This window comes from Pseudomonas sp. R84 (assembly GCF_009834515.1).
GTDB lineage: Bacteria > Pseudomonadota > Gammaproteobacteria > Pseudomonadales > Pseudomonadaceae > Aquipseudomonas.
In genome coordinates this window covers 2,230,062-2,245,077 of sequence record NZ_CP019426.1, presented here as the reverse complement: position 1 = coordinate 2,245,077, position 15,016 = coordinate 2,230,062, and the positions used below count along the sequence as shown (strand labels likewise).

Annotated in this window: 10 protein-coding genes; 3 read left to right on the top strand and 7 right to left on the bottom strand. The window is 59.7% G+C overall.

What is annotated here, in order from left to right:
* Positions 1-106 precede the first annotated feature (106 nt).
* Positions 107-910, top strand: a complete 804-nt coding sequence (gene dkgB, locus PspR84_RS09975) for a 2,5-didehydrogluconate reductase DkgB (RefSeq protein WP_160057126.1) — start codon at positions 107-109, stop codon at positions 908-910.
* A gap of 18 nt (positions 911-928) precedes the next feature.
* On the opposite strand, the gene PspR84_RS09970 is transcribed toward dkgB, so the two are convergent.
* The 7 genes from PspR84_RS09970 to PspR84_RS09940 form a co-directional block, all read right to left on the bottom strand.
* A complete protein-coding gene (locus PspR84_RS09970) occupies positions 929-4,147 on the bottom strand; it encodes a transporter substrate-binding domain-containing protein (protein ID WP_160057125.1) in 3,219 nt (1,072 codons plus the stop codon).
* Positions 4,148-4,157: 10 nt separating this feature from the next.
* Positions 4,158-4,784: a response regulator transcription factor gene (locus PspR84_RS09965; RefSeq protein WP_160057124.1), complete on the bottom strand. Its 627-nt coding sequence runs from the start codon at positions 4,782-4,784 to the stop codon at positions 4,158-4,160.
* Positions 4,785-4,919: 135 nt separating this feature from the next.
* Positions 4,920-5,363 (bottom strand): chemotaxis protein CheY, encoded by a 444-nt coding sequence (locus PspR84_RS09960; protein WP_160057123.1) that lies wholly within the window; start codon positions 5,361-5,363, stop codon positions 4,920-4,922.
* Positions 5,364-5,476: 113 nt separating this feature from the next.
* A complete protein-coding gene (locus PspR84_RS09955; RefSeq protein ID WP_007913384.1) occupies positions 5,477-6,193 on the bottom strand; it encodes an MgtC/SapB family protein in 717 nt (238 codons plus the stop codon).
* A gap of 128 nt (positions 6,194-6,321) precedes the next feature.
* On the bottom strand, positions 6,322-9,021 hold the full coding sequence (mgtA, locus tag PspR84_RS09950) for a magnesium-translocating P-type ATPase (RefSeq protein ID WP_160057122.1): 2,700 nt from the start codon (positions 9,019-9,021) through the stop codon (positions 6,322-6,324).
* Positions 9,022-9,593: 572 nt separating this feature from the next.
* Complete coding sequence (locus tag PspR84_RS09945; protein WP_160057121.1) at positions 9,594-10,928, bottom strand: SidA/IucD/PvdA family monooxygenase; 1,335 nt, start codon at positions 10,926-10,928, stop codon at positions 9,594-9,596.
* A 134-nt stretch (positions 10,929-11,062) separates the two neighbouring features.
* On the bottom strand, positions 11,063-11,545 hold the full coding sequence (locus tag PspR84_RS09940; RefSeq protein ID WP_160057120.1) for a sigma-70 family RNA polymerase sigma factor: 483 nt from the start codon (positions 11,543-11,545) through the stop codon (positions 11,063-11,065).
* Positions 11,546-11,867: 322 nt separating this feature from the next.
* Between PspR84_RS09940 and PspR84_RS09935 the strand changes: the two genes are divergently transcribed.
* Both PspR84_RS09935 and PspR84_RS09930 read left to right on the top strand, forming a co-directional pair.
* Positions 11,868-13,040: an efflux RND transporter periplasmic adaptor subunit gene (locus PspR84_RS09935; protein WP_160057119.1), complete on the top strand. Its 1,173-nt coding sequence runs from the start codon at positions 11,868-11,870 to the stop codon at positions 13,038-13,040.
* Entirely contained in the window at positions 13,041-15,014 is a 1,974-nt protein-coding gene (locus PspR84_RS09930; RefSeq protein ID WP_160057118.1) for a MacB family efflux pump subunit, read from the top strand. It begins immediately after the preceding gene.
* Positions 15,015-15,016 lie beyond the last annotated feature (2 nt).

Here is a 15,016-nt window from a genome sequence, read left to right as displayed (position 1 = left end):
GATTCATGACTTGCGGTCAACAGTGCTTTGCCCCGCCAGCGGTTTTTCTCAACGATGCAGACGCGGATACTCCCGGCCATTCCCACTGCAACCCCTGGAGTCTTTCATGTCTGTTCCCGCTTTTGGCCTTGGCACGTTTCGCTTGCAAGGCCAGGTCGTCATTGACTCAGTGAGCACCGCCCTCGAACTCGGCTACCGGGTCATCGACACCGCGCAAATCTACGAAAACGAAGCCGATGTCGGCCAGGCCATCGCAGCCAGCGGCATCCCGCGTGAAGAGCTGTTCATCACCAGCAAGATCTGGGTCGCCAACTTCGCCAAGGATCGCCTGATCGACAGCCTCAAGGAAAGCCTGGAAAAACTGCAGACCGGCTACCTCGACCTGACGCTGATTCACTGGCCATCGCCGGAAAACCAGGTCCCGGTCGAAGAGTTCATGGCCGCCCTGCTGGAAGCCAAACGCCTGGGCCTGACCCGGCAGATCGGTGTGTCCAACTTCACCATCGAGCTGATGCAACAGGCGATCGCCGCGGTCGGTGCCGACCACATCGCGACCAACCAGATCGAACTGCACCCGTACCTGCAAAACGGTAAAGTCGTCGAGTTTGCACAGAGCCAAGGCATCCACATCACGTCGTACATGACCCTCGCCTACGGTGAAGTGCTGAACGATCCGCTGATCCTGCAAATCGCCGAGCGCCTGCAGGCTACTCCGGCGCAAGTCACTCTCGCCTGGGCAATGCAGTCGGGCTATGCCGTGATTCCTTCGTCGACCAAACAGGCCAATCTACAAAGCAACCTCGCCGCCACGGCGCTGACGTTGAGCGACGCCGACATGGCACTGATTGCCAAACTGGATCGCGGCCATCGCCTGACCAGTCCGAAAGGCATCGCGCCAGACTGGGACTGATCCAGCGATATTGCCCGTTCAGGCCTGCAGACGTTGCGCGAGACCGGTCATGGCCTTGCGCAACGTCTCGACTGCGATGCCCAGCGTGGCCGCTTGCGCCTGTTGACTCGCCAGCTCCAGATCAACACACGCCGCCACTACTTGCGCCGCGCCCACCATCTGCGCCCCGCCCTTGATGTGATGAGTGAGTTCACGCAGCCCTGCACGATCCAGCTCAGGCTGCAAATCATCAAGACGTTGCAGATCGAGTTGCAAACTGTTCAACACTTCCTTGCGCAACTGTTCGATCATGGCACGATTATCCCCGGCCATTTGCTCCAGGGTGCTCAGGTCGATTTCCGCCAGCGCCAGCACCTCAACGGGGTCAACCGCGATGTCGCAATGACTGGCCGCCGCCAACGCCTGCGCCAGGTCGTGCAAGCGGATCGGTTTGAACAGACATTCGTCCATGCCGGCATGCAGGCAACGCGTTCTTTCTTCGGCCTGTGCATTGGCGGTAAACCCAAGAATCAGACAGGCTTCGCGACCGGTGATAGCTTCTTCATCACGAATGGTCCGCGCCAGTTGATAACCGTTGCGCCGCGGCATGTTGCAGTCGGTGATCACCACATCAAACGCCTGCGCCCGCCAGCGCTCCAGGCCTTCATCGCCGTTCTCGGTGTCGACCGTGTGATGGCCGAGTTCACTCAACTGCCAGCACAACAGCAAACGGTTCACCGGGTGATCGTCCACCACCAGCACGCTCAGTGAACACGTATCAGCAGCCGCAGCTCGTGGGGTTGCCGGGGGCTGAGCGAGTACGACCAACAGTGGCAGTTCGAGACTCACTTCGACCTGCGTTCCCTCGCCCCGCGCACTGTCGAGCCGCAGCGTGCCGCCCATCATTTCGCAGAGACTGCGACTGATGACCAGCCCAAGTCCGGAACCACTGCGTACCGACTGCGAGTGATTGCTCGCCTGCACGAAAGGGCTGAACAGCCGCTGCCGATCATCGTGGCTGATCCCTATTCCGCTGTCCTCGATCAGCACCTTCACGGCCAGGCGCTCAGTCATCCTTGCACTCACCGTCAGCCGCAGACTGACCTCACCCTCCTCGGTGAACTTGATCGCGTTGCTGAGCAAATTCGACAGCACCTGTTTGAAGCGCGTCGGATCAATCAGCACGTCCACATTGCTGCGCGCATCGAGTTCGATGTGCCACAGCAAGCGTTTCTGCCGCGCCAGCCCTTCAAACACCCGACACACCGACACCACCAGTTCACGCAGGTTGGCGCGTTCGGGCGCGAGTGACAAATGCCCGGTCTCGATCCGTGCGATGTCAAGAATGTCGCCGATCAGCGCCAGCAATTGTTGCCCGGCGTTGGACGCCACCTGAATGGCCAAACGATCGGTCACACCCTCTTCTGCGCGCTTCAGGGCCAGTTCGAGCATACCGATCAAGGCATTCATCGGCGTGCGGATTTCATGGCTCATGGTCGCCAGAAAGGTGGTTTTCGCCCGATTGGCGTCGTCCGCCGCATCCTTGGCTTCCTGCAATTGCTGCAACCATTGCTGGCGCCGGCGAATCTGCTGGCGCTGAAAAACGATCCAGGCCAGTGCCAGCGCCAACAAGACCGCTGCACCGGCAAAGCCAAGCAGGATTTCCTGGCGATGTTTTAACCAGTAACTGTCATCGACCACCACATCGTGGCTCCAGCGTTCAACCAGTTCGTCCATCTGTTGCGGGGCGATACTCAGGAGTGCCTTGTTCAGGATCGAATGCAGCGCGGGCATTTGCGGTGTGGTCGCCAGCGCAATGCGCGCCGGTTGATCGCCGACGGTGCCGCTGATCCGCAGGTGTTCACGGTAGTGACGGGCGATCAGAAAGCGTGCGACCAGTAGAGAGCTCACCGTGGCGTCGACTTGACCTTTGGTAATCATCGCCATGCCTTCAGCGGGACTTTTGACGTCGACCAGACGAACGCGCGGCACGCGTCCCAGGAGATAACTGCGCAACGGATGGCCGCGATAAATCGCTAGTCGCTTGCCTGCCAGGTCATCAAGGTTGAGCGGCCCCTGCGCAGTGTTTGCGCTGACCAGCACAAACGGATTGTTCAGATAGGCGCGAGTAAATTGCAGTTCGGTTTCGCGCTCGCTGCTCGGCGTCACCACCGGCAATACATCGAGTTCACCGGCCTTGAGCTGTTCTATCTGGCGATCGAGCGATGCTCCGCGCACGATATCGAACTTCAGGCCGCTGCGCTGGCTGATCAAGTTCAGCAGTTGCGCCGACAGCCCGCTGAAACGGCCATCGGCATCAAAAAAAGTCAGCGGTGCGAAATCTTCGATGGCACCGACGCGCACCACCGGATGCTGCTCCAGCCACTCCCGCTCACTGGCACTGAGTTGCACCCGCGACTGTTCAGCCATTTCGGCAAGGCCAGCGCTCCAGCGTTGCTCGATACGTTGACGGCGCTCCATGGGGATGGCCGCCAACGCTTTATCGACGATGCGTTTGAGGTGCGGGTCGCTGCGCAACAGGGCAAAGCCGAACGCATTGGCGTCCAGTCCCGCCGGGCCGGCCAATTGCAGGTCGTTACGATAATTGGTGTTGATCAGGTAGTTGGCGCTGATGAAGTCACCCAGATAAACGTCATCCGCGCCAAAGGCCACCGCGCCCAGCGCATCCATCGCCGAAGGATAACGCTGCACGCTGGCGTGGGGATAAAACGCTTGCACGCTCGCCAGCGGCAGATAGTCCTCGACCATGGCCAGACGCTTGCCGGCCAGATCGCTCGGCAATTGTTCTTCGAGCCGGGTCACCAGCATCGGCTGATCTTCGGCGTAAGCACGGGACAGGATGATGTCCGGGTCGGCGGTCTCAAAACTGTTGGAAGTCCCCAACACATCGAGATCGCCGCGCTTGAGCGCCGCCATCACCGCATCGCGATTGGCAAAACGCAGGACTTCGATGCGCACGCCGAGTAATTGCGCCAGCAGATCGGCGTAATCAGCGGTCAGCCCTTCGAGTTCCTGTTGATTGCGGGAGATCTCGAACGGCGGGTAATCCGGTCCGGAAATGCCCATGCGCAACACCGGGTGCAAACGCAGCCATTGCCGATCCTGTTCGTCCAGACGTAGCTGGACATTTCCCGGTCCCGTGCGGGTCAGCACTTGCAGCACTTGCGGCGCTTCACTCGCCCAACAGGTGGCCATCAGGCTCAACCACCACCAGACAATCCAGCATCCTGGCTTCATGTGCGATCGCTCAGATCAAATGATTGCGCTTGGCGAAGTCGCGCAAGTGCATCGCCGAAATCACCCCGAGTTTTTTCATCAGGCGGGTCTTGTAAGTACTCACGGTCTTGTGGCTCAGGTGCATGTCCTCGGCAATCGCCTTGTTGGACTTGCCCTGCGCCAGCTGCTGGAAAATGCTCATCTCACGATCAGAGAGCTGATCGATCATCTGTTTTTCCGTGGCCTGCACGGCATTCAGCGTGCTGAAATAGTCCGGGAGTGCGGCAAAATAGGTATGCCCTGACATCACCGCACGAATGGCATTGCGCAACTGCTCCAGTTGATTGGTTTTGGTCACGTAAGCCATGGCCCCGGCACGCACACAGCGCTCCTGATAGAACGCAGGTTCGTATGTACTGAAAACCACCACCGGGCTTTGAAGATTATTGACCCTGATTCGCTCCAGAACGTCCAGTCCATCGAGTACTGGCAAATTCAGATCGAGTATCACCAGTTGAGGCTTGTGTTCACGAATAAGCGACACCACCTCGTTGCCTTGAGATGCTTCGTAGATCAGTTTGAAACCCGCAGCTATTAACACGATTCGGATGGCGGCGCGCACCACCGGATGATCATCGACGATCAGCGCTGACTTCATGGCCACTCCCGATGCAAAGTCTGGCGAACGAGCCACCGATGGGGGCTGATCCAGACTCAGTGGCTGCGCAGGGACTGTTACATGGAACGGCGAGCGAATCACCTGTCAGACCTGACAGTTGTGGTCAGGGATTTTTTATGCATGTGCAGCATTTTGCACCGACGGGCACACCTTGCGCACGGCCGGTTCGTGTGGCTTTGCGGGTACATCGACCAGCGCCATCAACTGGCGGATCGACTGCTTTGAGGGCAGTGACAAATGACTGACGTGTACATTTTCCTGAGCGAAGCCCGAAGCCTGCTGTAGCGGTGCCGTGCCTTCGTTGTAGATCAACGCCTGACGAACCTGCGGGTTATCGAGGAAGAACCCCAGCAGATCCAGCGAGCCCGCCGCCAGTTCGGCGTTGATGACCACCACATCGAAGGGCTCGCAACCGTAATCCACCAGCGTCATCAGTTCGATAAGGCTTTGCGCCGGCGCCACGCGGTAATAGTCGAGGCTGTTGAACAAGCGCTCGACTTTCATCCGGTGGAAGTGCTGCGAGTCGGCGATCAGGATGCGCAGGGCTTTATTGATCATGGTCAATCTCCCGGGGTCACGGTTTCTGGGTGCGGCAAGACTACGCAAGCCTCGTGGCGGGATCTGTAGGAATATTCCGAAAAAAACAGCTACTCATCGGAGGGTGAGGCAGTTTACTCAGTGGTACTCGGGCTCCAGAACGCCTGCACTACCAGCGCCGACGTGGAAATTCGCGCCACCAGTGCGTCGAGTTCATCGCCATCGACCGACGTTGTCGCCAGCGTCGCTTCGATCTCGATTTCATCGGCACCGAACGCATGCACATCAACATCGCTGGCCGGGTAGTTGCTGCGTTCAAGCTCGGCTTCGAGCAAGGCAAACACGGCGGTTTGCTGTGAGCGTCGGGCGATGACATAGACGATGTTGGTGACTTCCGCCGAGACCACGTCCAGTGGCTGGCGGTTGATGTTGTTGACGATCGGCCGCAGCAAGGTGTTGGCGGCCAGAATGAACAGCGTGCCGAGTACGGCTTCGGCGAGCAGATCGGCGCCGGCACAGGCGCCGACCGCCGCTGAAGTCCACAGAGTCGCGGCGGTGTTGAGGCCGCGCACGTTGCCCTCTTCGCGCATGATCACCCCGGCGCCGAGAAAACCGATCCCGGACACCACGTAGGCGACCACACGCACCGCGCCTTCAGCGCCGGCGAGACGGTTGGCCATGTCGACGAAAATCGCCGCACCGACCGCGACCAGCACATTGGTGCGCAGGCCGGCGGTGCGTTGCCGGTACTGGCGCTCGAAGCCGATCAGACCGCCGAGAATGAACGCAGCGCTGAGGCTGACGAGGGTGTCGAGCAGCGAATCGAGGTTGAGGTTGTTGATGGCTTGCATCGTCATCTCCCTGAAAAAATACACAGCCCTGTAGGAGCTGCCGAAGGCTGCGATCCTTTGATCTTTGGAAGCAGAATCAAAAGATCGCAGCCTTCGGCAGCTCCTACAGGGGGCAGCGTTCTAGCTGTTTATTGCCAGCCGAACCGGCGGATGTAAAAACCTTTCACCGCCTGGGTCAGCGCCATGTACGCCAGCAGAATCACCGGCAGGAACACGAAGTACAGCGACGGCAGCGCCTGCAATTTGAAGTAGTGCGCCAGCGGCCCCATCGGCAGGAAGATGCCAACCGCCATGATGATCCCGGTCATCACCAGCAGCGGCATGGCGGCACGGCTTTGCAGGAACGGAATCTTCGGCGTGCGAATCATGTGCACGATCAGCGTCTGGGTCAGCAAGCCGACCACGAACCAGCCGGACTGGAACAGCGTCTGGTGATCCGGCGTGTTGGCGTCAAACACGTACCACATCAAGGCGAACGTGGTGATGTCAAAGATCGAACTGATCGGGCCGAAGAACAGCATGAAGCGCCCGACATCGCCCGGCTGCCAGCGTTGTGGTTTTTTCAGCATTTCCTCGTCGACGTTATCGAATGGAATGGCGATCTGCGAAATGTCGTAGAGCAGGTTCTGCACCAGCAGGTGCATCGGCAGCATCGGCAGGAACGGAATGAACGCACTGGCGACCAGCACCGAGAATACGTTGCCGAAGTTGGAACTGGCAGTCATTTTGATGTACTTGAGCATGTTGGCGAAGGTGCGCCGGCCTTCGAGCACGCCCTCCTCCAGCACCATCAGGCTCTTTTCGAGGAGGATGATGTCGGCCGCTTCCTTGGCGATGTCCACCGCACTGTCTACCGAGATACCGATGTCAGCCGTACGCAGCGCGGGTGCGTCGTTGATGCCGTCACCCATGAAACCGACCACGTGACCGTTGCCTTTGAGGATGCGCACGATGCGCTCCTTGTGCGACGGCGTCAGTTTGGCGAACACATTGGTGGTTTCCACGGCTACCGCCAGTTCGGCATCGCTCATGCGCTCAACGTCATTGCCCAGCAGCAGGCCTTGTTGCGCGAGGCCGACTTCGCGGCAGATCTTCGCAGTCACCAGTTCGTTGTCACCGGTCAGCACCTTCACTGCCACACCATGTTCGGCCAAGGCCTTGAGCGCTGGCGCGGTGCTTTCCTTCGGTGGATCGAGGAACGCCACGTAACCGATCAGCGTCAGGTCCTGCTCATCGGCCAGGCTGTAAATCTCGCGACCTTCGGGCATTGAGCGGGCAGCCACCGCCACCACGCGCAAGCCTTCAGCGTTGAATGCTGCGGTGACCTGACGAATCCGGGTCAGCAATTCATCGCTCAAGGCTTCATCGACCTCGCCGTGACGCACGCGGCTGCACACCGCCAACACTTCTTCCACCGCACCTTTGCAGATCAACTGGTGTGGCTGGCCACGCCCTTCGACCACCACCGACATACGCCGACGATTGAAGTCGAACGGAATCTCATCGACCTTGCGAAACGCCGTGCCGACTTTCAGTTCACGGTGAATTTCCACGTGTTCCAGCACCGCGACATCCAGCAGGTTTTTCAGGCCGGTCTGGTAGTAGCTGTTGAGGTAAGCCATTTCCAGCACGTCATCGGAGTCTTCACCCCAGACGTCGACATTGCGCGCCAGGAAGATCTTGTCCTGAGTCAGCGTGCCGGTCTTGTCGGTGCACAGCACGTCCATGGCACCGAAGTTCTGAATCGCGTCCAGACGTTTGACGATGACCTTTTTGCGTGACAGAAACACCGCGCCTTTGGCCAACGTCGAGGTGACGATCATCGGCAGCATTTCCGGGGTCAGGCCGACGGCAATCGACAGTGCGAACAGCAGCGCTTCGGTCCAGTCACCCTTGGTGAAACCGTTGATGAACAGCACCAGCGGCGCCATCACGAACATGAAACGGATCAACAGCCAGCTGACTTTGTTGACGCCTTGCTGGAAGGAAGTCACTGCGCGATCAGTAGCGCCAACACGCTGGGCCAACGCACCGAAATAAGTGCTGTTGCCGGTGGTGAGAATCACCGCCACCGCTGTGCCGGAGACGACGTTGGTGCCCATGAACAGGATGTTGTCCAGCTCCAGAGGATTGCGCGTGTCGCGATCAGCCTGACGTGGAAACTTTTCCACCGGCATCGATTCGCCGGTCATCGCCGCTTGGCTGACGAACAGATCCTTGGCGCTGAGCACCCGGCAATCGGCAGGAATCATGTCACCAGCCGATAGCACGATCAGGTCGCCCGGCACCAATTGTTTGATCGGCAATTCGCTGCGTGGCGCGTCACGGCGCATCACCGTCGCGGTGTTGCTGACCATGGCTTTGAGCGCATCGGCGGCCTGGTTGGATTTGCTTTCCTGCCAGAAACGCAGCAGCGTCGACAGCACCACCATGGAGAAAATCACCACGGCGGCTTTGAGGTCTTCGGTCAACCACGAGATCACCGCCAACAGGGTCAGCAGCAGGTTGAACGGGTTTTTGTAGCAGTGCCACAGGTGAATCCACCATGGCAGCGGCTGCTCGTGTTCAACTTCGTTGAGGCCGTATTGCGCACGCAGCGCATCTACTTCGAAATCGGTCAGGCCATCGGAATGCGTACCCAGTGACGACAGCAACATACCGCTGTCGCACTGCGCGGCATCGACCAGGGTGTTGGCCAGAGTGGGCGGGACTTCACGGCTGACCGTGGAGTCGCTGATCGATTCCAGCAGCGCCAGGCGACGGAAGTGCCGGGCGATGTGGCGGGTCCGCAGAAAACCTGCGAAGAATTCCTTGAGCGTAAGTTTCATGGCTGTTGCACCTATGGTCAGCCGGGAAACCGTCAAGCAGGTACCGCCGCGCCTCGTCCGCCGGAAAAACCGGCACGGCAAGGCTTGGCGCGCCGGTCAGAAAAGACAGGCGTGTCGATAGGGCTGCGATCACAACAATGAAGTCGCAATCACGCTCTGTTCAGCGTCGATGAGAAGGACGTCTAGCCATGGCCCAGGACGGGTCATGCACGGGATGCCGCTGCTCGCTTTTACGGCGAGACAACGACAGAGAAAGTCTGCGCGTTATCTTGCCGAGAATCTGCCGGTTACCGAGACCGGCCGACAACTGTCACTCGAACAAGTACCCACTGTGGGTCTCCGCTATTGATGAAAACGCGCGAAGCTTACGCCCCGATGTCTGGAGAGTAAACCCGCAAAAGGAGGTGTATCGGGGAATGTGGGGGATGTTCAGGAAGGGTTCAGGATTGTGAAACTCTGGTGTTTTCGAAGGCCCCATCGCGAGCAGGCTCACTCCTACATTGGTCCTGCGTACACAGAACATTGTAGGAGTGAGCCTGCTCGCGATAGCGGTCTTTCCAGCGCCGCTGGTCTTAGCTGGCAGTCGCCAACAACAGGTCCGTCATGGAACGATGCCCACGGTTCTTGCCATGCTCATACAAAGAACCGGCAATCTCGTCCGCACGAATCGGTAGCACCGATAGCAACGTATCGCTCAGACCGTGGCTGGCCTGGCAGAAGCCCTGCATGTAGATGCCGGCCTTGCAGCGTTCGTCGGTGATCACTTTGTAGTTGCGATCGACCTCGAAGTCGCCCAGGTATTCTTCCAGCGGTGCCAGCAGTTTGCGGTGCATCTGCCGTTCGTAGCCGGTCGCCAGAACAACGGCATCGTAGTTGCGCACGGTGACTTCGCCGGTGGCGTTGTTGCGCACGGCCAGTTCGATACCGTTTTCGGTCGCGGTAGCGCTCTCGACAGTGGTCAACGTACGGAACGCGTGACGGGCAACCCCGGACACCTTCTGACGATAGAAGATGCCGTAGATGCGCTCGATCAGGTCGATGTCGACCACCGAATAGTTGGTGTTGTGGTACTCGTTGACCAGACGCTCACGCTCGGCGCTGTTCTGCTGGAACACCAGGTCGGTGAACTCCGGGGAGAACACTTCGTTGACGAACGGACTGTCGTCGGCAGGCTTGAGTGCCGAGCCGCGCAGGATCATGTCGACCTGTACCGACGGGAACGAATCGTTCAGATCGATAAAGGCTTCCGCCGCACTCTGTCCGCCACCGATGATCGCGATGCTCATCGGTTTATTGTTGACGCATGGCTGCTTGGCCATTTGCGACAAGTACTGCGAATGGTGGAACACACGAGTGTCGCCCTTCAGCGCCTTGAACGCCTCCGGAATGCGCGGCGTGCCGCCGGCGCTGACCACCACCGAACGGGTGGTCCGCACATGCTGCTGGCCATCGCTGCCACGGGAAATCACCCGCAGCGCTTCAACCTGGTGGTTGTGCAGGACCGGCTCGATGGTCAGCACTTCTTCGCCGTAACGGCTCTGCTCGGCGAATTGCCCGGCAACCCAGCGCAGGTAGTCGTTGTACTCCATACGGCACGGATAGAAGGTGCCGAGGTTGATGAAGTCGACCAGACGACCGTGATATTTGAGGTAATTGACGAACGAGTACGGGCTGGTTGGATTGCGCAGGGTCACCAGATCCTTGAGGAAGGAAATCTGCAACTCGCTCTGCGTCGACAGGGTGTTGCCATGCCAGCTGTAGTTGGCCTGCTTGTCGAGGAACAGCACATCCAGCTCGCCTTGGGTCGGGCCGCGCTCTTGCAGAGCGATGGCCAGTGCCAGGTTCGAAGGGCCGAAACCGACGCCGATCAGGTCGTGAACGATGGGCGATGCAATTGCCTGAGTCATTTCCAGTGTCCTCTGGATGAACCCCTCAACAAGGGGCAAGGAGAGCCTAAGTGACCTGACTGGCCTTGAGCAGGACAGCAGGTCGTCTGTTGAGTAGGAACGAGGACAGTGAATTAAAATTTAACGCGGACGGCTCAATGGGCATCCCATTGCTTGATGCGCAGGCGGCAATGCTTCATGGCATTGACGATGTGCTTTTCCACCAGAGCCTTGGAAATGCCGAGCTGCCCGGCGATTTCCGGGTGTGACAGGCCTTCGATCTTGCGCAGCAGAAAACTTTCGCGACACAGCGGTGACAACTCGGCCAACGCACGCTGAAGCATCTCCAGGCGCTGGCCATGATCAAGGTTGCCGTGGGGAGACGGGGTGAAATAGCGCTCTTCATTATCGAGCACGTCGAGTGACTCGACCTGGCGCAAAGCGTTGCGCCGATGATCGTCGATGACCAGATTCAGCGCGGTTCGGTAGAGAAAGGCGCGGGGTTGCTCGATCGGTGTGTCGCTGGAACGTTCCAGCACTCGCAGATAGGCGTCATGCACCACATCTTCGGCAACCTGACGGTTGCCGAGCTTGGCGTTCAGGAAACACACCAGCTCGCGATAGTAGTTTTCCAACATGACTCCCGGCCGCAAACCTGCGGGTTCTGTCCTTGAGCTCACTGATTGACCCCTGCGCAAAACGCAGTAGCAAGATAGTGGCAACTTGAGGTGCGTAATTTATAGTAATTCTCATATAGATTTAAAGTGGTGTTTATCGTTGACCGACAAATAGTGCTGCTCTATAGCTGTAACTTCGTATGTCCGCAGTTAAATTCTCCTGCACTTCCATCGTTTACAGGACAGCTCCCCGTGTCTGTCGCACCTTGCGACAGCGTTCAGTGCTGCCCGAATCTGTGTGCCAGCCGAACGACGGGCCGATTTTCACTGGCCGGAACCCTGCATGAAACGTCCCCGCCCCGCCCGACGCGCCCTGCTCGTAGTCCTTTGTCTGATCCCCGCTGTCGCGTACGCTGCGTGGCAGATCCTGCCGCCAGGTCGGGATAAATTCACCACTGTGCAAGTGACCCGTGGCGACATCGAAAGCAGCGTCACCGCGCTTGGCACACTGCAACCGCGTCGTTACGTGGATGTTGGCGCGCAAGCCTCCGGGCAGATTCAGAAAATCCATGTCGAAGTCGGCGACGTGGTCAAGGAAGGACAGTTGTTGGTGGAAATCGATCCATCAACGCAAAAGGCCAAGCTTGACGCCGGCCGCTTCTCGGTCGAGAACCTCAAGGCGCAATTGCAGGAACAACGTGCCCAGCACGAATTGGCGCAACAGAAGTATCAGCGCCAACAGAATCTGGCGGCTGGCGGTGCAACCCGCGAGGAAGACGTGCAGACCGCCCGCGCCGAACTGAAAGCCACGCAAGCGCGCATCGACATGTTCCAGGCGCAGATCCGTCAGGCCGAAGCCAGCCTGCGCAGCGATCAGGCCGAGCTCGGCTACACGCGGATCTATGCGCCAATGGCCGGCACCGTGGTCGCCCTCGATGCCCGCGAAGGCCAGACCCTCAACGCGCAACAGCAGACGCCGCTGATTCTGCGCATCGCCAAGCTGTCACCGATGACCGTTTGGGCCGAGGTTTCCGAGGCAGATATCGGCCATGTCAAACCGGGCATGACGGCTTATTTCACCACCCTCAGCGGCGGCAACCGGCGCTGGAGCAGCACCGTGCGGCAAATTCTGCCGGTGCCACCAAAACCGCTCGATCAGACCAGCCAGGGCGGCGGCAGCCCGGCCAGCAGCAGTAAAAGCGGCAGCGCTCGCGTCGTGCTGTACACGGTTTTGCTCGACGTCGATAACGCCGATAACGCCTTGATGGCCGAGATGACTACCCAGGTGTTTTTCGTCGCTGATCAGGCCAGGGACGTCCTCACTGCCCCAGTGGCTGCTCTGCAAGGCAGCGCTACCGCCAACCTGCAAACAGCCCAAGTGGTCGCTGCCAACGGCAAGATCCAGTCGCGCGAGGTACGTACCGGGATCAGCGATCGGCTCAAGGTGCAGGTTCTCGAAGGACTTGACGAAGGTGATCACCTGCTCATCGGCCCCGCTGACGGCAGTGGTGGTTGAATGCAAACGCCCTTGATCGATCTGCAGGACATCCGCAAATCCTACGGCGGCGGCGACGCACCTGAAGTTCATGTACTGCGCGGCATCGACCTGTCGATCCACGCCGGCGAATTCGTGGCAATTGTCGGCGCATCCGGTTCCGGCAAATCGACACTGATGAACATCCTCGGCTGCCTCGACCGCCCGACGTCCGGCGAATACCGCTTCGCCGGGGAAAACGTCGCCGGCCTCGACAGCGACGAACTCGCATGGCTGCGCCGCGAAGCCTTTGGTTTCGTGTTCCAGGGTTATCACCTGATTCCGTCAGGCTCAGCCCAGGAAAACGTCGAGATGCCGGCGATCTATGCCGGCACTCCGGCCGCCGAGCGCCACGCCCGCGCGGCCGCCCTGCTAGACCGCCTCGGCCTGGCCTCACGCACCGGCAACCGTCCGCACCAGCTCTCGGGCGGCCAGCAACAACGGGTGTCGATTGCCCGTGCGTTGATGAACGGCGGCCACATTATTCTTGCCGACGAACCGACCGGCGCCCTCGACAGCCACAGCGGCAAGGAAGTCATGGCGCTGCTCGACGAACTGGCGAGTCAGGGCCACGTCGTCATTCTCATCACCCACGATCGCGAAGTGGCGGCGCGGGCCAAACGCATCATTGAAATTCGCGACGGCCTGATCATCAGTGACAGCGCCAAGGACAACCCCGAAGCCCAGACCAGCGCCAACCCTGGCGCCTTGCAAGCCGTCGATCTGCGCAAACGCCTGGTCGAAGGCGCCGAAGCCACCGGCGCCTGGAAAGGCGAACTGGTCGACGCCTTGCACGCCGCTTGGCGGGTGATGTGGATCAATCGCTTCCGCACCGCGCTGACCCTGCTCGGCATCATCATCGGCGTAGCCTCGGTAGTGGTAATGCTTGCGGTCGGCGAAGGCAGCAAGCGTCAGGTCATGGCGCAGATGGGCGCGTTCGGTTCGAACATCATTTACCTCAGCGGCTCGGCGCCCAATCCGCGCACGCCACCGGGGATCATCACCCTCGACGACGTCCGCGCACTGGCGAGCCTGCCGCAAGTGCAACGGATCATGCCGGTCAACGGCGCCGAGGCCGGTGTGCGGTTCGGCAATGCCGACCACTTGAGTTACGTCGGCGGCAACGACACCAACTTCCCGGCGATCTTCAACTGGCCGGTGGTGCAAGGCAGCTATTTCACCGAGGCCGACGAGGCGAACGCCGCCGCAGTGGCGGTGATTGGCCACAAAGTCCGGAGCAAACTGCTCAAGGACGTGATCAACCCGATCGGCCAATACATCCTGATCGAGAACGTACCGTTTCAGGTGGTCGGTGTACTGGCGGAAAAAGGCGCCAGCTCTGGCGACTCCGACAGCGACAACCGCATCGCCATCCCCTACTCGGCCGCCAGCGTCAGGCTGTTCGGCACCCGCGATCCGGAATACGTGGCCATCGCCGCCACCGACGCACGCAAGGTCAAGGACGCCGAAGAAGCCATCGAGCAGCTCATGCTGCGCTTGCACAACGGCAAGAAGGATTTCGAGCTGACCAACAATGCCGCAATGATCCAGGCCGAGGCGCGCACGCAAAATACCCTGTCGCTGATGCTCGGCTCGATTGCCGCGATTTCCCTGCTGGTCGGCGGCATCGGCGTGATGAACATCATGCTCATGACCGTGCGTGAACGTACCCGCGAGATCGGTATCCGCATGGCCACCGGTGCGCGGCAGCGCGACATTTTGCGCCAGTTTCTCACCGAGGCAGTGATGCTCTCGGTGGTCGGCGGCATTGCCGGCATCGCCCTGGCGTTGATCGTTGGCGGCGTGCTGATTCTGAGCGAAGTGGCCGTCGCGTTCTCGTTGATGGCAGTGCTCGGCGCTTTCGGCTGCGCCCTTGTCACCGGTGTTGTCTTCGGCTTCATGCCGGCCCGCAAAGCTGCCCGGCTCGACCCGGTCACGGCCCTTACCAGTGAATGATC

Bases quoted from the DNA above. Each gene is read 5' to 3' on its own strand.
- dkgB (WP_160057126.1), top strand. From the start codon at position 107: ATGTCTGTTCCCGCTTTTGGCCTTGGCACGTTTCGCTTGCAAGGCCAG.
- PspR84_RS09970 (WP_160057125.1), bottom strand. From the start codon at position 4,147: ATGAAGCCAGGATGCTGGATTGTCTGGTGGTGGTTGAGCCTGATGGCC.
- PspR84_RS09965 (WP_160057124.1), bottom strand. From the start codon at position 4,784: ATGAAGTCAGCGCTGATCGTCGATGATCATCCGGTGGTGCGCGCCGCC.
- PspR84_RS09960 (WP_160057123.1), bottom strand. From the start codon at position 5,363: ATGATCAATAAAGCCCTGCGCATCCTGATCGCCGACTCGCAGCACTTC.
- PspR84_RS09955 (WP_007913384.1), bottom strand. From the start codon at position 6,193: ATGCAAGCCATCAACAACCTCAACCTCGATTCGCTGCTCGACACCCTC.
- mgtA (WP_160057122.1), bottom strand. From the start codon at position 9,021: ATGAAACTTACGCTCAAGGAATTCTTCGCAGGTTTTCTGCGGACCCGC.
- PspR84_RS09945 (WP_160057121.1), bottom strand. From the start codon at position 10,928: ATGACTCAGGCAATTGCATCGCCCATCGTTCACGACCTGATCGGCGTC.
- PspR84_RS09940 (WP_160057120.1), bottom strand. From the start codon at position 11,545: ATGTTGGAAAACTACTATCGCGAGCTGGTGTGTTTCCTGAACGCCAAG.
- PspR84_RS09935 (WP_160057119.1), top strand. From the start codon at position 11,868: ATGAAACGTCCCCGCCCCGCCCGACGCGCCCTGCTCGTAGTCCTTTGT.
- PspR84_RS09930 (WP_160057118.1), top strand. From the start codon at position 13,041: ATGCAAACGCCCTTGATCGATCTGCAGGACATCCGCAAATCCTACGGC.